Raw genomic sequence first — 25,917 nt, 5'->3', positions numbered from 1 at the left:
TAGCCCCTACGCGCGTAGATATCTCCGAACGATACGGAAAGGTGACCCGTCGGCGGGGTGGACTCCAGCGGGCCTTCTGACATCGTTTCTGCCATGGCTCAGCAAGCGTTGCCGCAGCGGGACCCGGAAAGAACGGTCCGCCTCGGAAAACCGCTCGGTGCCGGGCACACCGTGCACGGTGTGGCCCTCCTGCTCCCCGGCGGCCGGGCCGCCGGAACCCGGCCCCCCGCCCTCCTGACGCTGGCCGCGCAGCGCCCGCTGGCCCGCCGGCTGACGCGGGCGGCCGGGGCGGAGGGACTGGTCACCCATGTCGTCCGTTACCGCTACCGCGGCTGGAACGGCACCGCGGCCCACCCGGTGCGGGACACGGAATGGGCCGTCGACGAGGTCATACGGCGCTACGGCGACGTACCGGTCGTCCTCGTCGGCACGGGCATGGGGGCGCGCGCCGCGCTGAGCGCCGCCGGGCACCCGGCGGTGACCTCGGTACTGGCCCTCTCCCCCTGGCTGCCCGAGCCCGAGGCGGTCCTCGACCCCGACCCCGTCCGGCAGCTCACGGGCCGGACGGTGCTGCTCGTGCACGGCACCGACGACGAGCGGACCGACCCCGACCTCTCCTACCGGCTCGCCGAGCGGGCCAAGAAGGTCAACCGCGACACCTGCCGGTTCGAGGTCCACTCCGACGGCCACGGCCTGCGCCAGCACCGGCCCGAAGTGCTGGCCCTGGCGGCAGACTTCGTACGGGGCGCGCTGTTCGGACACCCTTACGCACGGCCGCTGGCGGACGCGTTGGCGGCGCCGCCGCCGTTGGGGTTGCGCATGCCGCTTGCCTCCGGCTTCGGGGAGTCCTTGGGGCATTAGGCGTGTCCGGCGGACGTGTCCGCACCACCGCTGCGCGGCGGTGTCCTCAAACGCCGGACGGGCTGGTTATAGCGAGCTCTAACGGGGCAAGAGCTGGCCCCTCCTGGAGAGCAGGAAGCGTTTGAAGGCGGCGACCGGTGGGGTGTCGGGGTGGCCGTCCAGCCAGGCGACGCCGATCTCCCGCACCGCTCGCGGCGCGGTGACCGCCAGTTCGGCGACTCCCGGGCGCGGCACGGCCGGTGGTGGCAGCAGGCCCACGCCCAGGCCCGCGGCGACCAGGCCGCGCAAGGTCTCGGGGTCCTCGCCCTCGAACGCCACCTTCGGGGTGAACCCGGCCTCCGCGCACAGCGCGTCGGTGATGCGCCGCAGCCCGTACCCCGGCTGGAGCGTGACGAACAGTTCGCCGGCCGCCTCCGCGAGCCGGATCCGTTTGCGGGCGGCCAGCGGATGGTCGTCCGGCACGACGAGGCGCAGCTTCTGCTCGTCGAGCCGCCGGGCCACCAAATCCGGTTCGTCGGGCACGGGCGAGGTCAGGCACAGATCGAGGTCGCCGGTGCGCAGGCGTTCCAGCATGGCTTCCCCGTAGTTCTGGACGAGGTGGAACCGCACGCGCGGGTGGTCGACCCGGAAGGCGCGGATCAGGCCGGGGACGGTCTCGGAGCCGAGGGTGTGCAGGAAACCGAAGGCGACCTTGCCGGCCGCCGGGTCCGCGTCGGCCCGTACGGACTCGGCCGCGCGGTCGACCTCCGACAGGGCGCGCTCGACGGAGCCGAGGAAGGCGCGGCCGGCGGCGGTGAGGGAAACCGTGCGGCCGTGGCGGGCGAACAGCGCGACACCCAGGTCGTGTTCGAGGCGGGCCATCGCCCGGCTGAGGGTCGACTGCGGCATGCCGAGCTGCTGCGCGGCCCGGGTGACGTGTTCGTGGCGGGCGACCGCCACGAACTGCGCGAGGCGCGGGGTGAGGGTGACCGCCCAGGAATCCACCTCGACGTCAGGGGTGTCGGGCGTTACCGGGATGTCAAAATTCCGGGTGACACTCGTGTTGCCGTTCGATGACCGAGGCCGGGCTGACCTGCGCTGATGCTGCATGGGAACGATTATGGCGATGTTGTGCATTGGACGCATGAACGGTGCGTGCATACGGTCGGTACATGCCTCCTGCGGATACCGGGGCATCCGACGTCATCGCGCGTCCGGATGCCGCTGCCTCGTCGTTCCCGACTCCTTCTGCTCACTCCTCGCCGTGTGACACCAAGCTGGCCCCCGGTGGGCCGGGCTACCGCCGGATGAGCTTCGCGCTCTTCGCCGCCGGTGTCGCCACGTTCGCCCTTCTCTACTCCACCCAGGCCCTGCTGCCCGCGATCTCCGCCGGCCTCGGGGTGACGCCCGATCAGGCGAGCTGGACCGTGTCCGCCGCGACGGGCGCGCTCGCCGTCGCCGTCGTCCCGCTGAGCGCACTCTCCGAGCGCATCGGGCGCCGCGCGATGATGACGGCCGCGCTCTGTGTGGCCGCGTTCGTGTCGCTGCTCGTGCCCTTCGCCCCGGACCTCGGCTGGCTGATCGCGCTGCGCGCCGTACAGGGCGTGGCCCTGGCCGGGCTGCCCGCCTCGGCGATGGCGTTCCTGGCGGAGGAGGTACGGCCGAAGGCGCTGGTCGGCGCGATCGGTCTGTTCGTCGCGGGCAACGCCATCGGCGGGATGTCCGGGCGGATCGTCACCGGCTGGGTCGCCCAGGCCTGGGGCTGGCGGGCCGGGCTCGCCGCGGTCGGACTGATGGCCATGGTGTGCGCGGTCGTCTTCCGGCTGCTGATCCCGAAGGCCCGGCACTTCACGCCGGCCACCGTCTCGCCGCGCGCCCTGGCCCGCACGGTCGGCGGCCACCTCTCCGACCCGCTGCTGCGCCGGCTGTACGCGATCGGCGCGCTGTTCATGACCGTCTTCGGCGCGGTCTACACGGTCATCGGCTACCGCCTGGTCGAGGCGCCGTTCTCGCTGCCGCAGGGTGTCGTCGGCTCGATCTTCCTGGTCTACCTGGTCGGCACCGTCTCCTCGGCGGCGGCCGGAAAGCTCGTCGGCCGGCTGGGCCGGCGGGGCGCGCTGTATCTGGCGGTGGGCACGACGACGTCCGGCCTGCTGCTGACGCTGGCCCAGTCGCTGGGGGCCGTTCTGCTCGGCCTGGTCCTCATCACGGCGGGATTCTTCGCGGGCCACGCGGTGGCCTCGTCCTCCGTGAGCCGCGCGGCCACAACGGGCCGGGCGCAGGCGTCGGCCCTCTATCAGACGGCGTACTACCTGGGCAGCTCGCTGGGCGGCACGATGGGGGCTCTCGCCTACAACTGGGGCGGCTGGGACGGCACGGTGGTGCTGGGTCTGGTGGCCATGGTCAGCGCGGCGTCCATCACCCTCTATGCCACGCGCAAGGCTCTCGCCGAGCAGCGCCTGATCGCGGCGGCCCGCCGCTGACGCCTGGCGCCTGGCCGACGGCTTGCTCCACCGCTGCGCGGCGGTCGTCCTCAATCGCCGGACGGGCTTGAAGCCCGTCCGGCGATTGAGGACAGGGCACAGCAAGCCCGTCCGGCGATTGAGGACGCGCCCGCAGGGCGCCCGCCGCCGCAGGCGGCAAAACCGGCCGTCAGCCGAGCATCCGCCGGCCAGGCGAACGGCGGCAAAGACGGCCCGGTCTCAGCTGATGCGATCCAGCACGATCGGGTTCGGAGTGAACTCCGTACCGGCCGCGGCATACGCCGCGGCGCCGTCCAGCGCCTGGAGGGCGTAGTCGAACTTCTCCGGCGTGTCGGTGTGCAGGGTCATCAGCGGCTGGCCCGCCGTCACCGTGTCGCCCGGCTTGGCGTGCAGCTCGATGCCCGCGCCGAACTGGACCGGGTCCTCCTTGCGCGCACGGCCGGCGCCCAGGCGCCAGGCGGAGACGCCGACGGCGTAGGCGTCGAGCTTGGTGAGGACACCGGACTCGGCGGCGGTCACGACGTGCTGCTCACGGGCGACCGGCAGGGCCGCGTCCGGGTCGCCGCCCTGCGCGATGATCATGCGGCGCCAGTGGTCCATCGCGGAGCCGTCCGCGAGGGCCTTGGCCGGGTCGGCGTCGGGCAGACCCGCCGCGGTGAGCATCTCGCGGGCCAGCGCGATGGTCAGCTCGACGACGTCGGCCGGGCCGCCGCCCGCGAGGACCTCGACGGACTCGCGGACCTCGAGCGCGTTGCCCGCGGTCAGACCGAGCGGGGTCGACATGTCGGTGAGCAGCGCCACGGTCTTCACCCCGTGGTCCGTGCCCAGGCCGACCATCGTGGAGGCCAGCTCACGGGCGTCGGCGAGGTTCTTCATGAAGGCGCCGGAGCCGACCTTGACGTCCAGGACGAGCGAGCCCGTGCCCTCGGCGATCTTCTTCGACATGATGGACGACGCGATCAGCGGGATCGCCTCGACCGTGCCGGTCACATCGCGCAGCGCGTAGAGCTTCTTGTCGGCGGGGGCCAGACCGTCGCCCGCCGCGCAGATGACGGAGCCGACATTGCGCAGGACGTCCATCATCTCGTCGTTGGAGAGCAGTGCCCGCCAGCCGGGGATGGACTCCAGCTTGTCGAGCGTGCCACCGGTGTGGCCGAGGCCGCGGCCGGAAAGCTGCGGCACGGCCGCGCCGCAGGCGGCGACGAGCGGGGCCAGCGGCAGGGTGATCTTGTCGCCGACGCCGCCGGTGGAGTGCTTGTCGGAGGTCGGCACGGGCAGCGAGGAGAAGTCCATGCGCTCGCCCGACTTGATCATCGCGGCGGTCCAGCGGGCGATCTCCGCACGGTCCATGCCGTTGAGCAGGATCGCCATCGCGAGCGAGGACATCTGTTCGTCGGCGACCTCGCCACGGGTGTACGCGTCGATGACCCAGTCGATCTGCGCGTCCGTCAGACGGCCGCGGTCACGCTTGGTGCGGATTACGGAAATGGCGTCCATCAGCACATTTTCCTTAAGGTTCGTGCGTCCTCAGTCTTCCCGGGGCCGGAAAGTGACCCGGACGGGCTGATCATCAGCCCGTCCGGCGCTTAAGGACATCTTCAACGATTCAGGTCGAGCGGCCCAAACGCGTCCGGCAGCAGCTCCGCCAGCGGGCGGATGCCCTGGGCGGTGTCCACGGCCAGCTCCGGGCCGCCGTGCTCCCACAGCAGCTGACGGCAGCGGCCGCACGGCATGAGGATGTTGCCGTGCCGGTCGCAGCAGGTGAACGCGGTGAGCTTGCCGCCGCCCGAGGAGATGAGGGCGGAGATCATGCCGCACTCGGCGCAGAGCGTCACCCCGTAGGCGGCGTTCTCCACGTTGCAGCCGGTGACGGTGCGCCCGTCGTCGACGAGGGCCGCCGAGCCGACGGGGAAACCGGAGTAGGGGGCGTAGGCCCGGGACATGGCGTCCCGGGCCCGCGTCCGCAGGCTCTCCCAGTCGACGGCGTCGGGCGGGCCGTCGGGGGGAAGCGTCACTTTCCTTCACCCTTCCGGTACGGCTTGCCGTTGGCCTTGGGCATCCGCAGCCGTTGCGCGGAGAAGGACAGTACGAGCAGTGTCGCCACGTACGGGGTGGCGTCGACCAGCTCCAGCGGCACGGTCTTGGTCATCGTGTACCAGACGATGAGCAGCACACCGATGACCGCGCTGACGATCGCGGGCCTGGTCTTGCCGGCCCGCAGGCGCCAGACGGCGAAGCCGATCAGCAGCACCGCGACGAGCAGCAGCAGCGCGTGGACGGTCGGGCCGCCGGAGCGCAGCTGGAGGCTGTCCATGAAGCCGAACAGGCCCGCGCTCATCGCGACCCCGCCGGGCCGCCAGTTGCCGGAGATCATCGTGGCGAGACCGATGTAGCCGCGGCCGCCGGTCTGGCCGTCGGAGTACATGTGGGTGCCGATGGCGAGGAACGCGCCACCGAGGCCCGCGAGTCCGCCGGAGACGATCACGGCCGCGTACTTGTACGTGTAGACGTTGACGCCGAGGGACTCGGCCGCCACCGGGCTCTCGCCGCAGGACCGCAGGCGCAGACCGAAGGAGGAGCGCCACAGCACGAAGAACGTGACGACGAACAGGCCGGCCGCGAGGATCGTCAGCCAGGACACGTCGGAGACGAGGCCGTCGACGATGCCCGCGAGGTCGGAGACGAGGAACCAGTGGTGCTTCTCGATCGAGTTCAGCCAGTCGGAGAGACCGGGGATCGAGAACTGCGGCATGTTCTCCATGACCGGCGACTGTTTGTCGTTGCCGCCCGCCTGCTGGGCCTCGCTGCCCTCCGCGCCGAACCAGAGCTTGGCGAGGTACTGGGTGACACCGAGCGCCAGGATGTTGATCGCCACACCGGAGATGATGTGGTCGACGCCGAAGGTGACGGTGGCCAGCGCGTGGACGAGGCCGCCGATGGCGCCGCCGATGATGCCGGCGAGGGCCGCGATCCAGGGGCCGTGCTGCCAGCCCATCCACCCGGCACAGAAGGTGCCGAGCATCATCATGCCTTCGAGGCCGATGTTGACGACGCCGGCGCGTTCGGCCCACAGGCCGCCGAGACCCGCGAGTCCGATCGGCACGGCCGCGCCGAGGGCGCCGCTGAACTGCCCGGAGGAGGTCAGGTCGCCCGCGTCGGTGATCGCGCGCAGGGCGGAGAGCACCAGCAGCGCGCCCGCGACGAGCAGCAGGATCACGGGGTAGGAGAGCTTGCGCCCGCCGTTGTCCCGCTTGTTCTTACCGCTGAGGCCCTTGGCAAGGGCCGCGGTGAAAGTCGTACTCACGCGGAAACCTCCGCCTTGTCGCTCTTACGGGCCTGGGCGGCGAGCTCCTCGCCGACCTTGCGCTGCTGCGTCTTGAGGCCGTACCGGCGTACGACCTCGTACGCGATGACGACGCACAGCACGATGACGCCCTGGATCACGCCGACGACCTCCTGCGCGTAGCCCTCGAACTCGAGCTGCGTGCCGGTGCGGTCCAGGAAGCCCCACAGCAGGGCGCCGAGCGCCATGCCGATGGGGTGGTTACGGCCCAGCAGCGCGATGGCGATGCCGGTGAAGCCGATGCCGGTGGGGAAGTCGGTGCCGTAGTTGTACGACACGCCGAGCAGGGTCGGCATGCCGACGAGGCCCGCCATCGCACCGGAGAGCACCATCGAGGTGATCACCATGCGCTTGACGTTGACGCCGCTGGCCTGCGCCGCCGACTCGGAGCGGCCGACCGTCCGCAGGTCGAAGCCGAACCGGGAGCGGTTCAGGACGAACCAGTAGACGACACCGGCGAGGGCCGCGATCACGACGAAACCGTAGATCGGCTTGGGCGTGGTCGGGATCTCGAAGAAGTGGGCCGAGTCGGGCAGGTAGGGCGTGTGGATCAGGTTGCCCTCCTTGTCCGCGAGCCGGCCGTCCTGGAGGAGGTAGCCGATCACCGAGGCGCCGATGGCGTTCAGCATGATCGTGCTGATCACCTCGCTGACGCCGCGGGTGGTCTTCAGCAGACCGGCGATGCCCGCCCAGACGGCGCCCACCACCATCGCGACGAGGATGATGACCGGGATCTGGATGATGCCCGGCAGCGTCAGCGCGCCACCGACCACGGCGGCGAAGAAGGCCGCGATGCGGTACTGGCCGTCGACGCCGATGTTGAACAGGTTCATCCGGAAGCCGATGGCGACGGCCAGCGCGGACAGGTAGTACGGGGTGGCCTTGTTGATGATCCAGACCTGGCTGTCCGCCTTCGAACCGAAGTCGATCATGACCTCGTAGGCGTGGAACGGGTCCTTGCCGGTGGACACGATGATCAGCGAGGTGATGATCAGCGCGGCCACGATCGCGAGGACCGGGGCGGCGAAGCCCAGGATGATCTTGTCCTTGTCGAACTTCTTCACGACGCTCATGCGGAGTCGCCCCCTTCCCGCTCGGTGTCCGCCGCGGCGTCGGAGGCGGTGTCGCCGTCCTCGCCGTGCTCAAGATGGCCGGTCGCGGCGCCGGTCATGGCCGAGCCCAACTCCTCCGGGGTGATGGTGGCCGGGTCCGCGTCCGCGACCAGACGGCCGCGGAACATGACCCGCAGGGTGTCGGAGAGCCCGATCAGCTCGTCCAGGTCGGCGGAGATCAGCAGCACCGCCAGGCCCTCACGGCGCGCCTCGCGGATCTGGTCCCAGATCTGCGCCTGCGCGCCGACGTCCACGCCCCGGGTGGGGTGCGCGGCGATGAGGAGCTTGGGCTGGTGGCTCATCTCGCGGCCGACGATCAGCTTCTGCTGGTTGCCGCCGGACAGGGAGGCCGCGGTGACCTCGATGCCGGGGGTGCGCACGTCGTACTCGCGGACGATCCGCTCGGTGTCGGCGCGGGCGGCCTTGTTGTCCAGGAGGCCGCCCTTGCTGTTGGGCTTCTCCGTGACGTGGCCGAGGATACGGTTCTCCCACAGCGGGGCCTCAAGGAGCAGGCCGTGCCGGTGGCGGTCCTCGGGGATGTAACCGATGCCGTCCTCGCGGCGCTTGCGGGTCGGCGTCCGGGTGATGTCGGTGCCGTCGAGGGTCACGACGCCCTCGCCCGGGGTCCGCATGCCCATGATCGCCTCGACCAGTTCGGCCTGGCCGTTGCCCTCCACGCCCGCGAGGCCGAGGACCTCGCCCTTGTGGATGGTGAAGGTGATGCCGTCGAGCACCGCGCGGACGACGCCGTCGGGGTCGGTGGCGGACAGCCGCAGCCCCTCGACGGTGAGCATCGGCGTGTCGGTGACCGTCGACTCCCGGGTCTCGGGCGAGGGCAGCTCGCTGCCGACCATCAGCTCCGCGAGCTGCTTGGGCGTCGTCTCACTCGGGGCCACGGAGGCGACGGTGGTGCCGCGCCGGATGACGGTGATGTCGTCGGCGACGGAGAGCACCTCGCCGAGCTTGTGCGAGATGAAGATGACGGTCAGGCCCTCGGCCTTGAGCTCGCGCAGGTTGTCGAACAGGGCGTCGACCTCCTGGGGCACCAGGACGGCGGTCGGCTCGTCGAGGATCAGCGTGCGCGCACCCCGGTAGAGGACCTTGAGGATCTCCACGCGCTGGCGGTCGGCGACACCGAGGTCCTCGACGAGGACGTCGGGACGCACGCCGAGGCCGTAGGCGTCGGAGATCTCCTTGATCTTCGCGCGGGCCTTGCCGCCGATGCCGTGGAGCTTCTCGGCGCCGAGGACCACGTTCTCCAGGACGGTGAGGTAGTCGGCGAGCATGAAGTGCTGGTGCACCATGCCGATGCCGCGCGCGATGGCGTCACCGGGGCTGTGCAGGCTGACCTGCTCGCCGTCGAGCGTGATGGTGCCCTCGTCCGGCTTCTGCATGCCGTAGAGGATCTTCATCAGGGTCGACTTGCCGGCGCCGTTCTCACCACAGAGGGCGTGGACGGTGCCGCGGCGGACGGACAGGTGGATGTCGTGGTTGGCCACGACACCGGGGAACCGCTTGGTGATGCCCTCGAGTTCTACGGCGGGGGCGGTACCAGCGGGAGCGGTACTACTGGACGCTTTGATGGCGCACTCTCCTCGGGGAAGGGAGCGGAAGAGCCTGGTCGGCAGGACGGGGCTACCGGAAGATCTCCGGTTGGGCGGGGGCGACGCTACCGCGTCAACGCCACGCTACGCGCGTAGCGTTGGCGGGTGGCACGTCCCCGGGGCGGTGGCCGCGGGGGAGAGCGGCGGGCCCCGCGCGAGAAGCGGACTTCTCGCGCAGGGCCCCGTGACCTACTCGGACCGGTCGAAACCGGTCACGGATCACGGAGAGGTCTTGACCTTGACCGTGCCGTCCGAGATCTTCTTCTTCGCCTCTTCGATCTTGGCCTTGAGGTCGTCGATGTGACCACCGGAGGTGGCCAGCGAGACGCCGCCGTCCTTGAGCAGGTACGGGTGCGGGCCGGTCAGCGGCTTGCCGTCCTTGACGCTCTTGGCCAGGTCGAACACCGCGACGTCGACGTTCTTGACGACCGAGGTGAGGATCGAGTCCTTGTACTTGGCGAGACCCGGCTGCTGGTACGCGTCGGAGTCGACGCCGATCGCCCAGGCACCCTTGTGGCCCGCGACGGCCTCGATCGAGCCGTTGCCGGAGAGGCCGGCCGCGGTGTAGATCACGTCGATGTCCGAGTCGAGCATGCCCTTGGCCTTGTCCTTGGCGGCCGCCGGGTCGTTGAAGCCCTTGTCGTTGTTCGGGTACAGGTACTGCGAGGTGACCTCGACCTTCGGGTCGGTCGCCTTGGCGCCCTGCTCGAAGCCCGCCTGGAACTTCTGGATCAGTGCGTTGTTCACACCGCCGATGAAGCCGACCTTGTGGGTCTTGGACTTCAGCGCCGCGGCGACACCCGCGAGGTAGGAACCCTCGTGCTCACCGAAGGTGATGCTCTCGACGTTGTCGCCCTTGGCGACCGAGTCGACGACGGCGAAGGTGGTCTTCGGGAAGTCCTTGGCGACCTTTTCGATCGACTTGGAGTAGTTGAAGCCCACGCCGATGACCGGGTTGTAACCCGCCTCGGCGAGCGAGTTCAGCCGCTGCTCGCGCTCGGCCTCGGTCTCGCCGTTCTTGGCGGTCAGCAGCCGGGCGCCGAGGCCCAGCTCCTTCTGGGCCTTGTCCACACCACGGGCGGCGGACTCGTTGAAGGAGTGGTCGTCACGACCGCCGACGTCGAACGCGAGGCCGATGCCCTTGTCCTTGCCGCCCCCCGATTCCGTCGAGGACTCGCCACAGGCGGTGAGAGAGAATGCGAGAGCCGCGGTGGCAAAACCCGCGACAGTGATTGTGGATACCCGGCGCACGAGGGGCCCCTTCACTCGAAGCGCCTCCGTCGGCGCTGGTTCGCGGGAATCGTAACGCGCGTAGATGGAGATAAAAGGGGTGCTTCAAAGCCGTTATCGGATCGTCGCGAACGTGACTTGACCCGAATGCCTACATTCGGCCTCCATCAAGCAGCGCGGCGGCGGTGAACAGTTCCACGGCCACCCGGATCGCGTCCTCGTCCACGTCGAAATCACCGCAATGCAGGTCACGGCGGGTCGTATCACCGACGGGCCGCACGCCGAGCCGGGCCATCGCGCCCGGCACCCGCTCCAGGTACCAGGAGAAGTCCTCGCCACCCAGGCTCTGCTCGGTGTCCTCGACCGCGAAGGCGCCGTGCCGGGCCACCATGGCGCGCCGCAGCAACCCCGTGACCTCGGGGTCGTTGACCACGGGGGGCACGCCCCGGACGTAGTTGATCTCCGACTTGGCGCGGTGCATCGTGGCGACCTCGTCGATCGCGGCGTGCACCAGGTCGGGGGCGTCCCGCCAGGCGTCCAGGTCCAGACAGCGGACCGTCCCGGACAGCTCCGCGTGCTGCGGGATGACGTTGCAGGCGTGTCCCGCCTCCAGCCGGCCCCAGGTGACGGCCAGACCCGAACGGGCGTCCACCCGACGGGCGAGCAGCGCGGGGACGTCGGTGGCGACCCTGGCGGCGGCCGTGACCAGGTCGGTGGTGAAGTGCGGGCGCGCGGTGTGCCCGCCGGGGCCGTCCAGCGAGACCTCCAGCCGGTCGCACGCGGAGGTGATCGGCCCCGCCCGCAGCCCGAGCCGGCCGACCTCGACCTTGGGATCGCAGTGCACGGCGATGATCCGGCCCACGCCGTCCAGCGCCCCGAACTCGATCGCGTCGAGCGCGCCGCCGGGCAGCACCTCCTCGGCGGGCTGGAAGATCAGCCGCACCGGGCGCGGCAGCAGGGCCCGCTCCGCCAGCTCGGCGAGGACCAGACCGGCCCCGAGGACGGCGGTGGTGTGCACGTCGTGCCCGCAGGCGTGCGCCATCTTGGGGACGGTCGAGCGGTACGGGACCGTCTTGGTGTCCGGGATGGGCAGGGCGTCGAGATCCGCGCGGAGCGCGAGCATCGGCCGGCCGGCCCCCGCCCAGGCCCCGGTGCCGGTGTCGATGTCCGGCCCGATGTCGCAGACGAGCCCGGTGCCCATGGTCAGGGTGCGGGGCCTGAGCCCCGCTTTCTCCAGCCTCGCCTTGACCGCCGCCGTGGTACGGAACTCGCGGTTCCCCAGTTCGGGGTGCATATGCAAGTCCCGCCGGAAGTTGATGAGTTCGGCGCGCAGCCCCGAGGGCAGCGCGCCGGGCAGATCGCTCTCGGCGGTGTCGGGCTCGGCTTCGCAAGGCATCAGATGGTTCACCCTGCGAAGGGTAGAGCCCCGAATGGGGCAACTGCCGCCCGATCAAGAAAAGTTCAGCCGCATGGATGGGTTCGCGACGGGGTATGACCCGTATTTACGGCCTACGTCGTTGAAAGAGGGGCATAAGGCAGCCTGCGCACGGCGCGGGCCGTGTCGGTGACGCCGGAGAGGAAGCCCTCGGCGCGCGGTGAGGCGGTCTCGGTGAGCCAGGCGGGGTCGATGTCGCAGACCACGACGGTGACGCCGGTGCCCGCGAGGGCGAGCGGCAGGGTGTGCACCACGGTCGAGGGGAAGCTGAGTACCGTGCGTCCTATGGGCCCGCGGCGCGCGATCAGCTCCAGCGGCAGTTCGGGCCGTACCACCTCCAGACCGAGCCGGGCGCCGATGCGGTGCAGCTTGTCGGTGTGCTCGCGGCGGTGTGCGAAGTAGCGGGTGGCGCCATGGGTGCGGGCCAGCTCGGCGACGGCCGCCAAATAGGCCTCGGCGTCCACGACACCGGTCTCGACGAGGGACGTTCCGACCAGATCCGTGCCCCGGGTGAGCCGGGGCGGGCCGAATGTGGCCCGGGTCCAGGCGAAGTCGTTGGCCGTGACGGTCACTCCGGCGGGTGCCTCGACGGGCATCGAGGTGAACACCTCGACACTTCGGCGGGTGTTCGGAGTGAGCTTCCGGCGCGCGGAAGCAGAAACAGGCGCGAATATGACGTCGCGCGCCCCCCGGCCACCGCGCCGGTGCCAGCGCACGAGGCGTTCACCGCGAGCGAGTTGGGAGACGAACTCCATGGTCGCCGTGCCGTCGTCCACCACGACCAGCTCACGGGCCCGGGTGATCGTCAGCAGCAGTTGCACATACCGCGAGAACGGATCGCCGATGACGACGCGGCGGGCCCTGCGCAGCGGCCCGGCGAGCCCCCCGATCGTGTGCGCGGGCGCCCCGGGGCCGCCCCGGGCCTCCTCCCAGCGGACCCGGTACCCCTGGTTGCGGGCCAGTTCGGCCATTCGGCGCAACTGCCCGCGCGTCATGGGGTCGTGCGGGGCGAGGACGACGACGAGCAGACCGTCGTCCCCGGCCGCCGCCACCGGCCGGCCGGCACCCTGGCGCGGCACGCCGTCGCACAGCGGACGGGGGTCCGGGCGGGGGCCCGCCGCCGGTGCCCCCGCCGTGCGGTGCGCCCATTCGAGGACGTTCAGCAGCTGGACCGGGCTCTCGACGAAGGCCAGGGTCCGCGCCGCGGCCCGCTCGGCGGCGGGCCCGCGGCCCCGGAAGCGGCCGGGCCGGGCGGCCGGGGCCGCCTCCGGGGGTGGGCCGGGGACCGGCCCGTCGAAAGAGGTCACCGTGGTGGCCGTCAGACCGCTACGGGCTTGCGGTCACCGGCCCCGGCGGCGTCGGCGACCACGCCGGTGACCCGGCGCAGCTTCCGCATCGGCGCGAGTTCGCTCTCGTACACCTTCTTGACCCCGTCTCCCAGCGACTCCTCGACCACCCGGATGTCGCGCACGAGCCGCTGGAGGCCGCCGGGTTCGACGGAGGCGGCCTGGTCGGAGCCCCACATCGCCCGGTCGAGCGTGATGTGGCGCTCGACGAAGGCGGCACCGAGGGCGACGGCGGCCAGCGTGGTCTGCAGGCCCGTCTCGTGGCCTGAGTAGCCGATCGGCACGTTGGGGTACTCCGCCTGGAGGGTGTTGACCACCCGGAGGTTCAGCTCCACCGCCTTGGCGGGGTAGGTGGAGGTGGCGTGGCAGAGCACGATGTTCTCGCTGCCGAGCACCTCGACGGCGTGCCGGATCTGCTGCGGGGTGGACATCCCGGTGGACAGGATGACGGTCCGGCCGGTGGCGCGCAGGGTGCGCAGCAGCTCGTCGTCGGTGAGCGACGCGGAGGCGACCTTGTGGGCGGGGACGTCGAACTTCTCCAGGAAGGCCACGGCCTCGGTGTCCCACGGGGAGGCGAACCAGGCGATGCCGCGGCGCTCGCAGTGCTCGGCGATCGCGTGGTACTCGTCCTCGCCGAACTCCACGCGATGGCGGTACGCGATGTAGGTCATGCGTCCCCAGGGGGTGTCGCGCTCGATGTCCCACTGGTCACGCGGGGTGCAGATCTCGGGGGTGCGCTTTTGGAACTTGACGGCGTCGCAGCCGGCGTCGGCGGCGGCGTCGATGAGGGCGAGGGCCTTGTCCAGGTCGCCGTTGTGGTTGATGCCGATCTCACCGGTGATGTAGACGGGGTGGCCGGGACCGACCGCCTTGTCACCGAGGATGCGGGTGTTCCGGCTGGGGTTGTGGCTGGCGTTGTGGCTGGGGGGCAGCGTGGGGCTCATGGAGGCCGTGTTCCTTCGCGTTTCGGGTGCGTGCGGGGGGCGATGGGACGGGGGTCGGTCAGAGGGCCGGGCCGAGGAGCCAGGAGGCGATCTCGCGGACGGCGCCACGGCCGCCGGGAGCGGAGGTGACGGCGCGGGCCGCGCCGCGTACGGCGTCGTGTGCGTCGGCGACGGCCACGGGCCAGCCGACGAGGTCGAAGCAGGGGAGGTCGTTGACGTCGTTGCCGACGTAGAGCACGCGTTCGGGCGCGACGGCGTGCTCCGCGCACCACTGTTTGAGCGCGAGGTCCTTGCGGTCGATGCCGTGCAGCACGGGCACCCGCAGTTTGCGGCCCCGCGCGGCGACGACGGGGTTGACCTCGGTGGACAGGATGAGCAGGGCCAGCCCCGCCGTGCGCAGGGCGGCGACCCCGAGGCCGTCGCCGCGGTGCACGGCGACGAGTTCCCGCCCGTCGGAGTCGATGAGCACCCGGTCGTCGGTCTGGGTGCCGTCGAAGTCGAGGACGACGGCGTCGATGTCGTCCCGGGTGGGCAGCGTGCCGGGGCCGGGGACGTCGAACAGCGGGGCGAGCGCGCGGGCCCGCGCGAGGTCGTGCGGGTCGTCGATCTCCAGCACCCGCGCGGGATCGGTCCTCACGGGTTCGGTCCGGCCGAAGAACCGGTACCGGGCGGTGCGGAAGCCGTCCGCGCGCATGGCGTAGGCGGCGCCGGTCTCCAGCAGGTCCTGGGGGCGGTCCTGGCGCCGGGGGCGGTGGGATCGGTCGTGGTTGACCCCGTGGGCCCCGTCGTGCCGGGCGGGGCCCTGGGCGTACGCGGTCTCGGGCACGGCCGGGAGGGCGTCGCCCTCGCGCCAGACGAAGCCGTGGAAAGGGGCCACCGTCAACGCGCTGTCGGCGCCCTGTTCGAGCACCGCGGCGGCCACGCCGTCGATGTCTTCGGCGGTGAGGAAGGGGCTGGTGCACTGGACGAGCAGGACGGTGCCGACGGTGGTGCCGTGCTCGGCCTCGTACGCGTCCATCGCGTGCAGCACCGCCGCCTCGCTGGTCGCGGTGTCGCCCGCGATGGTGCCGGGGCGCCGGACCACGACCGCGCCCGCGCCGCGCGCGGTGGCCGCGATGGCGGGGTCGTCGGTGCTCACCGCGACGTCGGTGACCAGCCGGGCCGCCCGGCAGGCACGTACGGCGCGGGCGACGAGCGGGACGCCGCCGACGGCGGCGAGGTTCTTGCCGGGGACGCCCTTGGAGCCCCCGCGGGCGGGGATGACGGCCAGTACGGCGGGGCCGGACGGGGCGGCGGGCATGGTGGTCTCCTCGCGGTCGCGGGGTGTCGCGGTCCTCACAGCTCCCCCAGCCGGCGGATGGCGGGGGCGACGCGCTGGACGCCGTGGCGGTACGCGCCGCGCGCCGCCTCGCGCACCGCGCGCCGCACGGCGCCCGGCTCGCCGGGCTCCCGGACGGCGCCGGGCAGCGGCCGCCCCCGGGGGTCGAGGCCGTGCCGGGCGAGGACGGCGGGGAGGTAGTGGGGCGCGGTCCCGGTCGTGTAGTAGGGGGCGAGCGGCGGCAGCGTGTCCGCCGCGACGAGTTCCGCGACCCGCCGCCGTGCCGCGTCGAAGGCGGTGTCGTACGAGCCGTCCGCGGCGACGCCCTGGCGGGCCGTCCACGCCGGGTCGGCCACCGGCAGGTGTCCGGCGTCGAGTTGGTCCCAGGAGGCGAGGCAGCCGGAGCCCAGGAAGTGGTGGTTGCCGAGCGGTTCGCGGATGCCGAGATCGGTGAGGACGGCGGTCGGGACGCCCCGGTGGAGGGACTCCAGGGCGGCCGTGGAACTGACGGTCACCAGCAGGTCGGTGCGGTCGAGGACCTCGCCCATGTGCCCGTAGACGAGACGGCAGTTGGGCGGCAGCCCGCCCGGCAGTCCGGCCGCGAGCTTCTGGTACGGGAGTTCCTCGATGTGCGTGGTGTGTTCACCGGGCTTGCTGCGCAGCTTGATGAGCACCTCCCGGCCGGGGTGCCGCAGGGCGTGCCGGACGGTGCGGCGCAGCAGGTAGGTGCGGTCGGCCCGGTTGTCGGGCACGGAGGGCTGGGCGGCGAACACCACGGTGTAGGGGCGGCCGGCGCCCCGGGCCCCTTCGGGGGCGGGCCGGTACCGCGCGCCGCCGAGGAACGGCAGCGCGCACTCCGTGACGCTCTCCCCCGAGGCGCCGACGCCCGCGTAGACGGCGCGGAACCGGTACGCGTCGTGGCGGGAGTTGGCGAGCACCACGTCCGCGCCGTGCCGCAGCAGCAGTCCGTCGGCGAGCTTCTCGTAGACGACGCCCACGTATCCGGTGACGACGACCGGCCGGGCCGGGGCGCCGTCCCAGGCCCGGGCCAGCCCGTGCAGCATGGCCTGGACGGCGCCGCCGACGCAGGCCAGCACGGTGATGTCGTACCGCGTGCGGTCGATCGTGCGGACGAAGCCGGTCCCCGTGATCTCGCGCAGGGCGTCCGCCCGCACCCCGACCTCGGCGAGCTGCCGGACGGTCGGCGTGGCGCGGCCGCGCAGCAGATAGCCGTCGAGCCGGGCGGCGTCCGGGGCGAGGCGGCGCGCGGTGAGGGCACCCCATTTCCACCGGGTGTCGGAATCGGCGAGCACGGCGACGCGCGGCGGGGATTCGGTTCGTTGTGGCACCCGGCAGACGATAGGAATACATTCCGATTCGTTGCCCAACGCGAGTTCAACAACCGGTAAACAGCATGCCTCCGAACGGCGCGGCGAGCGGCGGCCGTGGTGGGTTCATCGATCCGCCGCTCTTCGTTCACCTCGGTGTACGCCCTAGGTCGAGACGAATGCCGGGGGGTCACCTAACGTCACCCGGGTGGTCAAGCTCTCCGTCATCGTGCCGTTCTTCAATGTGCAGACCTACGCGCCCGACACCTTGCGGAGTCTGTGTGCGAACGCCCGCGCGGACTTCGAATTCATTCTGGTCGACGATTGTTCGACCGACGAGACCCCGGACATCCTCCGGCGCGCCGAGCGCGAGCTGCCCGGGGCCGTTCTCGTGCGGCACGAGAGGAACGGCGGTCTCGCCACCGCCCGCAACACCGGGCTGGAACGGGCGCGCGGGGAATACCTGACCTTCCTCGACGGCGACGACTGGCTCGCGCCGGGGTACTACGCGCGACTGCTCGCGGTGGTCGAGGGGTTGGGGGTGGAGTTCGTCCGCACGGACCACGTCCAGTGCACGGGCCGCGCCCGGACGGTCCACCGGGTGCCGCACGGCCGGCGGGGGGTGGCGCTCGATCCGCGTGACGCGATACTGCCCGCCGACCGTTCGACGTCCGTGGACTACGCCTACGCCTGGGCCGGCATTTACCACCGGCGGCTGCTGGACGAGGGGCTGCTGCATTTCCGGCACGGGCTGCGGACGGCGGAGGACCGGCCCTGGATCTGGCGGCTGCACCGCGAGGCGCGCACGTTCGCGGTGGCCGGGTTGCTCGGCGTCTTCTACCGGCGCGGAGTCGCTTCCTCACTGACGCAGATCGGTGATGTGCGGCAACTCGATTTCCTTCGCGCATTCGACCAGGTAATCGACGAGACCTCGCGCGACGCGGCCGCGGAGATATTGCTCCCGAAAGCCGTGCGCACCTATTGCGCGATCATTTCCCACCATCTCGGTTCCATCGAACGATTCGAACCGGCCGTGGCCCGGACCTTGCGTTCGAAGAGCGCGGCCGCCCTGCGGCGGATGCCGCAGGATCTCCTCAAGGACGCCCTGAATTCCATGGACGACGATCGCGCGGCCCGGCTGCGCAGGCTCCGCCGCCGCCCCGCACCGGCGGGGGTGACCGGCTGATGGCCGAGCGCCGGCGCACCCAGATCTTCCTCGCCTCGACCCTGTACGGGGCCGTCACGCTCGCCGCCGCCCTGGACGCCGGGTACGTCGCGCCCGCCGGCCGCCGGCTGCTGCTCGTGACCAACAACGCGGCGACACCGGAGACGACGCCCGCCTTCGACCGGGCGCCCGGCTTCGAGCGGCTGCGCACCCGCTTCGACGGGGTGCTGTCGTGGAACGAGACGATCAGCCCCTTCCATCCCGGTGGCTGGTCGCCCCGGCCGGACGACGTCCCGCTGTGGGAGCGGCACCTGCGGCTGCTGTGGGGGCTCGGCGACGACGACGTCGAACTCGTCGTCGAGTCGCTCCAGGTCAATCCGGCCCTCGCGCTCGCCCAGCTCTTCCCCGACGCGCCGCTCGAGGTCTACGCCGACGGTCTGATGAGCTACGGCCCCACCCGCGACAAGCTCGACCCGCTGGTGGGCGGGCGGGTGCGGCGGCTGCTCCACCTGGACCTGGTGCCGGGGCTGCGCCCGCTGCTGCTCTCGGAGTTCGGCGTCCCGGCGGAGATCGTGCCCACCGAGGCCGTCACCAAGGTGCTGGCCGAACTCGGCGACGCCCCCGGGGCGATCGAGATCCCCGAGGGGGCCGCGCTGCTGCTCGGGCAGTACCTGGCGGCGATCGGCGTCCTCACCCCCGAGGAGGAGGAGCGGCTGCACTTGCGCATGCTGCGCGGCGCGGCCGCCCTCGGCCACCGGGAGCTGGTGTTCAAGCCGCACCCGAGCGCCCCGGCGCGCTGGTCGCGGATGCTGGAGGCGGAGGCCGGGCGGCTCGGTGTCGCCCTGACCGTCCTGGACACCCCGGTACTGGCCGAGGTGGTCTTCCACCGGGCGCGCCCCGCGCTGGTCGTCGGCTGTTTCTCCACCGCGCTGCTCACCGCGAGCACCTTCTACGGGCTGCCCGTGGCACGGGTCGGCACGGATCTGCTGCTGGAGCGGCTCAGCCCGTACGAGAACAGCAACCGGGTGCCGGTCACCCTCGTCGACGCGCTGCTGCCCGACCTCGAACGGCCCGGGGCCGGGCCGGGGCACAGCCCCGGGGAGCCGGCCGGGGAGGAGCTGACGGGGCTGCTGGCCGCCGTGGGCTTCGCGATGCAGCCGCGGATCCTCCCGGGCCTGCGCCCGGCCGCCGAGCGCTATCTCGCGGCCCGTCTCGACGCCGGTACCCGGCGCTACTTCAAGCGCCGCCGGCTGACCGCCCTCGCCCTCCCGGGCGCCCTCCCCTCCCCCCTGGCCTTCCTGCCCCGCAGTCCGGCCGTGCGGAAAGCGGCCCGCCGCGCGCGGTCCGTGCGACGGCGCCTCGCGCCGCGGCTGCCCGGCCCGCGGCCTTCCGCTGTGGTCCGGGCCCGGGCCGGGAACGCGCGGTGACCACCGAAGCGGTGCCGCCCGCCGCACCCCCGCGGGCCCGCCCCGGCCGCCCGGGCCGCCCGGCGAAGGCGCCCTCGTCCGCGCGCGAGAAGGGCGGCCGGCTGCGGGCCCTGGACGGTCTGCGGCTGCTCGCCGCGCTGATGGTGGCGCTGTACCACTACGGCGGCCGGGGCGGGGAGGTCCAGCAGGCGTGGGGGGCGTCACCGCGCCGGGAGTTCCCGACCCTGTCGGGCGTCTTCGCGTACGGCTGTCTCGGGGTGCAGATCTTCTTCGTCATCAGCGGCTTCGTGATCTGCATGAGCGGCTGGGGGCGCCCGCTGCGCGCCTTCTTCGCCTCGCGCGTCTCGCGGCTGTATCCCGCGTACTGGGCCGCGATCGCTCTCGTGACGCTGGCCTTCGCGCTGCCCTGGGTGGCGTACCGGACGGTCTCCCCGAGCGATCTCCTGGTGAACCTCACCATGCTGCAACAGCCCGTCGGGGCGCGGCGGGTGCTCGGGGTGTGCTGGACGCTCTGGGCGGAGCTGCGCTTCTACGCGCTCTTCGCGCTGTTCGTGGTGCTGCCGGGGGCGACCCGTCGCCGGGTGGTGCTCTTCTGCGCGGTGTGGACGCTGGCGGCGGCCGTGACGACCGCCTCGCACGTGGAGGTGCTGCGGGTCGTCGTCATGCCCGAACACGCGTCGTTCTTCATCGGCGGCATCGGGCTGTATCTGGTCCACCGGTTCGGCCACGACGCGGTGTCCTGGGGCATCGTGGCGGTCAGTTTCCTGATCGGCCAGCACTACGCGGTCACCGGTCTGTGGCATCCGCCGGGCCCGCAGTACTTCTCCTACCGTTCCCCCTACGTCGTCATCGCCGTCGTCGCCCTCGGCTACGCGGTCGTCGCCGCCGTCGCCCTGAACCTGCTCCCCTGGGCGAACCGGCACTGGCTGACCGTCGCCGGCGCGCTGACCTACCCGTTCTACCTGGTGCACGAGCATCTGGGCTGGGTGGTGATCGGCGGCCTCCACCGGGGCCTGCGGATCCCCTCCGCCGCGGCCCTGCCGCTGACGATCGCGCTGATGCTGCTGCTGGCGTGGCTGCTGCACCGCTACGTGGAACAGCGGCTCACGCCCGTGCTGCGCGCCTCACTCGCCCCGGGCCGGGGCCGGTAGCAGCGTCACCCCGATGCCCGCGATGACGGCCCGCAGCCCGTCGTCGAAGCCCGCTTCGAGGTCGTCGAAGAACTCGCGCCCCGCCTCGACCGCCAGCGGGGAGTCGCCGATGCGCCGCGCCCGCACCTCGTGGTCGTAGGCGGGGTCGCGCTCCCCCGGCACGGGGTACACGGACTGCTCCTCGATGGCGTAGCCCATGGTGTACGTGTTCAGCGTGAACCAGGCGCGGGCGGCGCCGCGCGAGGTGAATCCCGCGTCGAGGCAGACCCGCAGGAACGACTCCAGGGTGCCGGCGTAGAAGTCGCCGGTGAAGCGGGTGCCGCTGAAGACCTTCGCCCCGTCCCGGTAGCCGAGCAGCTCGCGGCGCAACACATGGGCGGCGTGCGCCATGACCTCCTGCCAGGTCGCCCCTTCGGCCGCCGTCAGGGCCGGGATCATCCGACGGAACATCTCCGTCGCCATCTCGTCCAGCAGCTCCTGCTTGTTCTTGAAGTGCCAGTACAGGGCGGGGGCCTGGACGTTCAGCTCCTTGGCGATCCTGCGCAGCGTGAGCCCTTCGAGGCCCAGTTCGTTCAGCAGGCGCAGCGCGGTGTCCGCCACCAGGGCGCGATCGATTCGAGTTGCCACCTTGACAGCTTAACGCTGTTCAGTTCAGGCTGGGCACACGCCAACTTAACGACGTTAAGGAGGGCTCTCGTGAGCCTGCCCACGCCCACCGCCACCTCTGCCACCGCTGCCACCGCTGCCACCGCTGCCACCGAGGTTCTGATCGCCGGTGCCGGGCCGACCGGTCTGGTCCTCGCCATCGATCTGGCCCGGCGCGGTGTCCGGCACCGTCTCGTCGACCGCTCCGAGCGCGGCTTCCCCGGCTCGCGCGGCACCGGGATCCAGCCGCGCAGCCAGGAGGTGCTGGACGATCTGGGCGCGATCGACGCGCTGTGGGCCGCCGGCGGCCCGTGCCCGCTCGTCCAGATCTGGGACGGCACCACCCGGGGCGAGAAGCAGCGGATCGTCGAGCCGGCCGAGCCGTCGCCCGGCGTGCCCTACGGCGAGATCCTGATGATTCCGCAGTGGCGGACGGTGGAGATCCTCACCGCGCGGCTCGAAGCCCTGGGCGGCCGGGTGGAGTTCGGCACCGAGCTGACCGGCTTCGCGCACGACGCGGACGGTGTCACCGCCACCCTGCGGGACGCCGGGGGCACCGAGTCGGCCGTACGGGCGGAGTACCTGGTCGCGGCGGACGGCGGGCGCAGCACCGTCCGCAAGGCCCTCGGCATCCCCTTCACCGGCGAGCAGGTCGACGCGCGCCCGGTGCTGATCGCCGACGTGGTCGTGGAAGGGGAGCTGCTCGACCGCGGCCACTGGCACGTGTGGCCCCGGGCCGAGGGCGGTCTGCTGGCCCTGCGGCCGCTGGAGAACGTGGAGACGTACCAGCTCATGGCCAGTTTCCAGGACGCCTCGCACGAGCCCGACCCGGCCCGCGACGCCACCCCCGAGGCCCTGGCCCGCCTCATCGCCGAGCGCACCGGGCACCCGGGGGTGCACACGGGCGAGGTGCGGTGGTCGTCCGTCTACCGGGCGCGGGCGGCCATGGCCGAGCGGTTCCGTACCGGCCGGGTCCTGCTCGCCGGGGACGCGGCGCACGTCCACTCGCCGGCGGGCGGCCAGGGGCTGAACACCAGCCTCCAGGACGCCTACAACCTCGGCTGGAAGCTGGAAGCAGTGCTGCGGCTCGGCGCGCCCGACGCGCTGCTCGACACCTACGACACCGAGCGCACCCGGGTCGCCGCCGACGTTCTCCGCCTGTCCACCAGCGTCCACCGGGCGGACCGGGCCACCGGGGGCCCGAGTCTGCGCGGCCGCGAGACCCATCAGCTGACCCTCAACTACCGCGAGAGCCCGCTGTCCCGGGAGCTGCGCCGAGACCTCCCCGAGGAGGCGCTGCGCGCCGGCGACCGCGCGCCGGACGCCCCTTGCGTGGATGCCTCCGGCGCGGCCGTCCACCTCTTCGACGTCTTCCGCGGCCCGCACTTCACCCTGCTGGCGCTGGGCGACACGCATTGCACGGCACTGGACGTCCCGTGGGTGCGCACCTGCCGCGTGGGCGACGGCCCGGCGGCGGACCTGCGCGACCCGGAGGGGCACGCCAAGGCGGCCTACGGATCGGGGCTGTTCCTGATCCGCCCGGACGGCTACGTGGGCCTGGCGACGGACGACGCGGCGGACATCGCGGACTACCTGGCGACGGTGTCGGGATAGACCCCGGGCCCGCATGGCCAGGGCCCCGGCGTGCCGTTACCGCACCGCCGCCGTACCGGCCGTAGCGCTAGAGAACCAGCGACAGCAGCATCACGAAGCCGAGGCCGACGACCGAGATGATCGTCTCCATCAGCGACCACGTCTTGACCGTCTGGCCGACGTCCATGCCGAAGTACTCCTTCACCAGCCAGAACCCGGCGTCGTTGACGTGGCTGAAGAACAGCGAGCCGGCGCCGACGGCCAGGACGAGCAGGGCGGAGTGCGTGGTGCTCATGTCGGCGGCGAGCGGAGCGACCAGGCCCGCGGCGGAGATCGTGGCCACCGTCGCCGAGCCGGTGGCGAGCCGGATGCCGACCGCGATCAGCCAGGCCAGCAGCAGCGCGGAGACGGACCAGTCCTCGGAGAAGTCCAGGATCATCTGCCCGACGCCCACGTCGATCAGCGTCTGCTTGAAGCCGCCGCCCGCGCCGACGATCAGCAGGATGCCGGCGATCGGTACCAGGGACTTCTCGACGGTCCCGGCCAGCCGGTCGCGGCCGAAGCCCGCGGCCCGGCCGAGGGTGAACATGCCGGTGAGGACGGCGGCGAGCAGAGCGACCAGCGGTGAGCCGATGACGTCGGTGACCCGCTGGACGTGGTCCTTCGGGTCGTCGACGACGATGTCCACGAGGGCCTTGGCCAGCATCAGGACCACCGGCAGCAGCACGGTCGCCACGGTGGCCGCGAAGCTCGGGCGGCGTTCGAGGTCCACCGAGGGGCGCTGGGGTATCAGCTTCTCGGGCGGGGTGATGTCGACCCAGCGGGCGGCGACGCGGGCGAACAGCGGTCCCGCGATGACCGCGGTCGGGACGGCGACGAGCACGCCGAGCGCGAGCGTCACCCCGAGGTTCGCGCCGATCGCGTCGATGGCGGCCAGCGGGCCGGGGTGCGGCGGGACGAGGCCGTGCATCACGGACAGCCCCGCCAGTGCGGGGATGCCGATGCGCATCAGTGAGTAGCTGCCGCGCTTGGCCACCAGCAGTACCACCGGGATCAGCAGCACGATGCCGACCTCGAAGAAGAGCGGCAGCCCGATGACGGAGGCGATCAGCACGACCGCCCACGGCATCGAGCGGGGGCCCGCCTTGGCGAGGATCGTGTCCACGATCTGGTCGGCGCCGCCGGAGTCGGCGAGCAGCTTGCCCAGGATCGCGCCGAGCGCGATCAGCACGCCGACGCCCGCGACCGTGGCGCCGAGGCCGGTCGTGAAGCTGGTGACGACCTTGTCGAGGGGGGCGCCCGCGACGGCGCCGAGCACCAGCGAGCCGATGGTCAGCGACAGAAAGGCGTGCAGCTTGAAGCGGGTGATGAGGAGGACGATGACGGCGATGCCGACGAGGACGGCGATGCCCAGCTGTGCGTGACCTGCCGAAGTGATCGGTCCGGCGGGGGCCGCGGCCAGCATCTCGACGCTGAGAGTGCTCACGGGGCTTCCTAGAGAGACGGGGGAAGTGGGGTCAGAGTTGCCGCAGTGCGGCGGTCGCCCGTCGGGCGATGACGTCCGGGCCGGGCGCGACGTCCACGGCGACGCCCGCCTCGTCCGCGTCCAGTGGCTCCAGGGTCGCGAACTGCGAGTCCAGCAGCCGGGAGGTCATGAAGTGCCCCTTGCGGGCCGCCATCCGCTCGGCGATCAGCTCGCGGTCGCCGGTGAGGTGGAGGAAGACGATGCCGGGGGCGGCGGCGCGCAGCCGGTCGCGGTAGGCGCGCTTGAGGGCCGAGCAGCTCACCACGCCGCCCTGCCCGGCGCGCCCGTGGGCCCAGGCGCCGATGGCGTCGAGCCAGGGGGCGCGGTCGGCGTCGTCCAGCGGGGTGCCGGCGCTCATCTTGGCGATGTTCGCGGGCGGGTGGAAGTCGTCGCCCTCGGCGTAGGGGACGCCGAGGGCGTCCGCCACCAGCGGGCCGATCGTGGTCTTGCCCGTGCCGGACACTCCCATGACGGCCACGACGGGAGAGACGTGGGGGGCCTGCATCGCTACCTCGCTGTCCTCGTTGACCTCGACGCCTTTGGCGATGCGGACACTCAAGCCGATAAGTACGACGTATTCAAGACCCCGTGCTTAAAAGTCATACTTAATTGCCCTCGCGGGGGCGCTGCCCGGGTGCGGGAGGGGCCTGGGCCGTCCGGCGGGAAACGTAGGCTGAGCCCATGGAGAACCAGGGGCAGGGGTTGCACGCGCGCGTGCTGCAATCCCTCGGGCCCGCGATCACGGCCGGCGAGTACCCGCCCGGCAGCGTGCTGCGCACCGACGAGCTGGAGCAGCGCTTCGACGTCTCGCGCACGGTCATCCGCGAGGCGATACGCGTACTGGAGTCCATGCGCCTGGTCGCCTCCCGGCGCCGGGTCGGGGTGACCGTCCTGCCGGCCGAGGAATGGAACGTCTACGACCCGCAGGTCATCCGCTGGCGCCTCGCGGGCGCCGACCGGCCGCGTCAGCTGCGCTCACTGACCGTGCTGCGTTCGGCCGTGGAACCCGTGGCGGCGGGGCTCGCCGCCCGGCTCGCGACGCCCGAGCAGTGCGCCGAGCTGACGGACCACGCCCTGGGCATGGTCGCCACCTCGCGCGGCCAGCAGCTCGACGCCTATCTGGTCCACGACATCGCCTTCCACCGCGTCATCCTGCGCTCCTCCGGCAACGAGATGTTCGCGCGGCTCGGGGACGTCGTCGCCGAGGTGCTGACCGGCCGCACCCACCACCAGGTGATGTTCACCGACCCCGACCCGGCCGCCGTCACCCTGCACGTGCGCGTCGCCGAGGCCGTCCGGGAGCGGGACGCGGCCCGCGCCGAGGCCCTGACCCGCGAGATCGCCGCCGGCGCGATGGCGGAACTGGACGTCCTGGCGCCGTAGGCCGGGGGCCTTCGGGCGGTTCCCCGCCCGCGGGCCGGGTGCGGC

At 72.1% G+C, this 25,917-nt stretch carries 22 protein-coding genes; 7 read left to right on the top strand and 15 right to left on the bottom strand.

What is annotated here, in order from left to right:
• The first annotated feature begins 93 nt into the window (after positions 1-93).
• Complete coding sequence (locus tag ACZ6MA_RS14015; RefSeq protein WP_469433640.1) at positions 94-861, top strand: alpha/beta hydrolase; 768 nt, start codon at positions 94-96, stop codon at positions 859-861.
• Between the two features lie 78 nt (positions 862-939).
• Here ACZ6MA_RS14015 and ACZ6MA_RS14010 read toward each other — a convergent pair whose 3' ends face one another.
• On the bottom strand, positions 940-1,950 hold the full coding sequence (locus ACZ6MA_RS14010) for a LysR family transcriptional regulator (RefSeq protein ID WP_469433639.1): 1,011 nt from the start codon (positions 1,948-1,950) through the stop codon (positions 940-942).
• A gap of 62 nt (positions 1,951-2,012) precedes the next feature.
• Here ACZ6MA_RS14010 and ACZ6MA_RS14005 point away from each other — a divergent pair, with 62 nt between their 5' ends.
• Positions 2,013-3,323, top strand: a complete 1,311-nt coding sequence (locus ACZ6MA_RS14005) for an MFS transporter (protein WP_469433638.1) — start codon at positions 2,013-2,015, stop codon at positions 3,321-3,323.
• A 219-nt stretch (positions 3,324-3,542) separates the two neighbouring features.
• On the opposite strand, the gene ACZ6MA_RS14000 is transcribed toward ACZ6MA_RS14005, so the two are convergent.
• The 11 genes from ACZ6MA_RS14000 to ACZ6MA_RS13950 form a co-directional block, all read right to left on the bottom strand.
• Positions 3,543-4,826 carry a thymidine phosphorylase gene (locus ACZ6MA_RS14000; protein WP_469433637.1) on the bottom strand — a complete coding sequence of 428 codons (1,284 nt, stop codon included), beginning with the start codon at positions 4,824-4,826 and terminating at the stop codon, positions 3,543-3,545.
• 95 nt (positions 4,827-4,921) lie between these two features.
• Positions 4,922-5,338 (bottom strand): cytidine deaminase, encoded by a 417-nt coding sequence (locus ACZ6MA_RS13995; protein ID WP_469433636.1) that lies wholly within the window; start codon positions 5,336-5,338, stop codon positions 4,922-4,924.
• Positions 5,335-6,627 carry an ABC transporter permease gene (locus tag ACZ6MA_RS13990; protein ID WP_469433635.1) on the bottom strand — a complete coding sequence of 431 codons (1,293 nt, stop codon included), beginning with the start codon at positions 6,625-6,627 and terminating at the stop codon, positions 5,335-5,337. Before ACZ6MA_RS13990 ends, ACZ6MA_RS13995 begins: the two co-directional genes overlap by 4 nt.
• Complete coding sequence (locus ACZ6MA_RS13985; protein WP_469433634.1) at positions 6,624-7,739, bottom strand: ABC transporter permease; 1,116 nt, start codon at positions 7,737-7,739, stop codon at positions 6,624-6,626. Before ACZ6MA_RS13985 ends, ACZ6MA_RS13990 begins: the two co-directional genes overlap by 4 nt.
• Entirely contained in the window at positions 7,736-9,361 is a 1,626-nt protein-coding gene (locus ACZ6MA_RS13980; RefSeq protein ID WP_469434103.1) for an ABC transporter ATP-binding protein, read from the bottom strand. The genes ACZ6MA_RS13985 and ACZ6MA_RS13980 overlap by 4 nt, the downstream gene beginning before the upstream one ends.
• 240 nt (positions 9,362-9,601) lie before the next feature.
• Positions 9,602-10,633: a BMP family lipoprotein gene (locus ACZ6MA_RS13975; RefSeq protein WP_469433633.1), complete on the bottom strand. Its 1,032-nt coding sequence runs from the start codon at positions 10,631-10,633 to the stop codon at positions 9,602-9,604.
• A 130-nt stretch (positions 10,634-10,763) separates the two neighbouring features.
• Positions 10,764-12,008 carry an amidohydrolase gene (locus ACZ6MA_RS13970; protein WP_469434102.1) on the bottom strand — a complete coding sequence of 415 codons (1,245 nt, stop codon included), beginning with the start codon at positions 12,006-12,008 and terminating at the stop codon, positions 10,764-10,766.
• 113 nt (positions 12,009-12,121) lie between these two features.
• The gene (locus tag ACZ6MA_RS13965) at positions 12,122-13,240 is read right to left on the bottom strand and encodes a hypothetical protein (RefSeq protein WP_469434100.1); all 1,119 of its coding nucleotides are present in this window, start codon (positions 13,238-13,240) and stop codon (positions 12,122-12,124) included.
• A gap of 125 nt (positions 13,241-13,365) precedes the next feature.
• A complete protein-coding gene (locus ACZ6MA_RS13960; RefSeq protein WP_469433632.1) occupies positions 13,366-14,337 on the bottom strand; it encodes an N-acetylneuraminate synthase family protein in 972 nt (323 codons plus the stop codon).
• A gap of 58 nt (positions 14,338-14,395) precedes the next feature.
• The gene (locus ACZ6MA_RS13955) at positions 14,396-15,637 is read right to left on the bottom strand and encodes a cytidylyltransferase domain-containing protein (RefSeq protein WP_469434099.1); all 1,242 of its coding nucleotides are present in this window, start codon (positions 15,635-15,637) and stop codon (positions 14,396-14,398) included.
• A gap of 35 nt (positions 15,638-15,672) precedes the next feature.
• A complete protein-coding gene (locus tag ACZ6MA_RS13950; protein ID WP_469434097.1) occupies positions 15,673-16,968 on the bottom strand; it encodes a DUF6716 putative glycosyltransferase in 1,296 nt (431 codons plus the stop codon).
• A 223-nt stretch (positions 16,969-17,191) separates the two neighbouring features.
• Between ACZ6MA_RS13950 and ACZ6MA_RS13945 the strand changes: the two genes are divergently transcribed.
• Genes ACZ6MA_RS13945 through ACZ6MA_RS13935 form a run of 3 tightly spaced genes read left to right on the top strand, consistent with a single transcriptional unit; the run spans position 17,192 to position 20,726 of the window.
• Positions 17,192-18,169, top strand: a complete 978-nt coding sequence (locus ACZ6MA_RS13945) for a glycosyltransferase family 2 protein (protein WP_469433631.1) — start codon at positions 17,192-17,194, stop codon at positions 18,167-18,169.
• Positions 18,169-19,575, top strand: a complete 1,407-nt coding sequence (locus ACZ6MA_RS13940) for a polysialyltransferase family glycosyltransferase (protein WP_469433630.1) — start codon at positions 18,169-18,171, stop codon at positions 19,573-19,575. Before ACZ6MA_RS13945 ends, ACZ6MA_RS13940 begins: the two co-directional genes overlap by 1 nt.
• Positions 19,572-20,726, top strand: a complete 1,155-nt coding sequence (locus ACZ6MA_RS13935; protein WP_469433629.1) for an acyltransferase family protein — start codon at positions 19,572-19,574, stop codon at positions 20,724-20,726. Before ACZ6MA_RS13940 ends, ACZ6MA_RS13935 begins: the two co-directional genes overlap by 4 nt.
• Here ACZ6MA_RS13935 and ACZ6MA_RS13930 read toward each other — a convergent pair.
• Positions 20,700-21,353 (bottom strand): TetR/AcrR family transcriptional regulator C-terminal domain-containing protein, encoded by a 654-nt coding sequence (locus tag ACZ6MA_RS13930; RefSeq protein WP_469433628.1) that lies wholly within the window; start codon positions 21,351-21,353, stop codon positions 20,700-20,702. The two genes, ACZ6MA_RS13935 and ACZ6MA_RS13930, sit on opposite strands and share 27 nt — an antisense overlap.
• A 69-nt stretch (positions 21,354-21,422) precedes the next feature.
• Between ACZ6MA_RS13930 and ACZ6MA_RS13925 the strand changes: the two genes are divergently transcribed.
• Positions 21,423-22,985: an FAD-dependent monooxygenase gene (locus ACZ6MA_RS13925; protein ID WP_469433627.1), complete on the top strand. Its 1,563-nt coding sequence runs from the start codon at positions 21,423-21,425 to the stop codon at positions 22,983-22,985.
• Positions 22,986-23,052: 67 nt separating this feature from the next.
• Here ACZ6MA_RS13925 and ACZ6MA_RS13920 read toward each other — a convergent pair whose 3' ends face one another.
• Both ACZ6MA_RS13920 and ACZ6MA_RS13915 read right to left on the bottom strand, forming a co-directional pair.
• Entirely contained in the window at positions 23,053-24,450 is a 1,398-nt protein-coding gene (locus ACZ6MA_RS13920; protein WP_469433626.1) for a GntP family permease, read from the bottom strand.
• 31 nt (positions 24,451-24,481) lie between these two features.
• Positions 24,482-24,994 (bottom strand): gluconokinase, encoded by a 513-nt coding sequence (locus ACZ6MA_RS13915; protein ID WP_469434095.1) that lies wholly within the window; start codon positions 24,992-24,994, stop codon positions 24,482-24,484.
• A gap of 176 nt (positions 24,995-25,170) precedes the next feature.
• Between ACZ6MA_RS13915 and ACZ6MA_RS13910 the strand changes: the two genes are divergently transcribed.
• A complete protein-coding gene (locus ACZ6MA_RS13910) occupies positions 25,171-25,872 on the top strand; it encodes a FadR/GntR family transcriptional regulator (protein ID WP_469433624.1) in 702 nt (233 codons plus the stop codon).
• The last annotated feature ends 45 nt before the right edge of the window (positions 25,873-25,917 follow it).

It is taken from the genome of Streptomyces sp. NPDC042259, from assembly GCF_055582085.1.
This window is presented reverse-complemented; position numbering and strand designations above follow the sequence as displayed.

Excerpts from the sequence above, each read along its gene's own strand:
- ACZ6MA_RS14015 (WP_469433640.1), top strand. The coding sequence starts at position 94 with ATGGCTCAGCAAGCGTTGCCGCAGCGGGACCCGGAAAGAACGGTCCGC.
- ACZ6MA_RS14010 (WP_469433639.1), bottom strand. The coding sequence starts at position 1,950 with ATGCAGCATCAGCGCAGGTCAGCCCGGCCTCGGTCATCGAACGGCAAC.
- ACZ6MA_RS14005 (WP_469433638.1), top strand. The coding sequence starts at position 2,013 with ATGCCTCCTGCGGATACCGGGGCATCCGACGTCATCGCGCGTCCGGAT.
- ACZ6MA_RS13985 (WP_469433634.1), bottom strand. The coding sequence starts at position 7,739 with ATGAGCGTCGTGAAGAAGTTCGACAAGGACAAGATCATCCTGGGCTTC.
- ACZ6MA_RS13970 (WP_469434102.1), bottom strand. The coding sequence starts at position 12,008 with ATGCCTTGCGAAGCCGAGCCCGACACCGCCGAGAGCGATCTGCCCGGC.
- ACZ6MA_RS13960 (WP_469433632.1), bottom strand. The coding sequence starts at position 14,337 with ATGAGCCCCACGCTGCCCCCCAGCCACAACGCCAGCCACAACCCCAGC.
- ACZ6MA_RS13955 (WP_469434099.1), bottom strand. The coding sequence starts at position 15,637 with ATGCCCGCCGCCCCGTCCGGCCCCGCCGTACTGGCCGTCATCCCCGCC.
- ACZ6MA_RS13940 (WP_469433630.1), top strand. The coding sequence starts at position 18,169 with ATGGCCGAGCGCCGGCGCACCCAGATCTTCCTCGCCTCGACCCTGTAC.
- ACZ6MA_RS13915 (WP_469434095.1), bottom strand. The coding sequence starts at position 24,994 with ATGCAGGCCCCCCACGTCTCTCCCGTCGTGGCCGTCATGGGAGTGTCC.
- ACZ6MA_RS13910 (WP_469433624.1), top strand. The coding sequence starts at position 25,171 with ATGGAGAACCAGGGGCAGGGGTTGCACGCGCGCGTGCTGCAATCCCTC.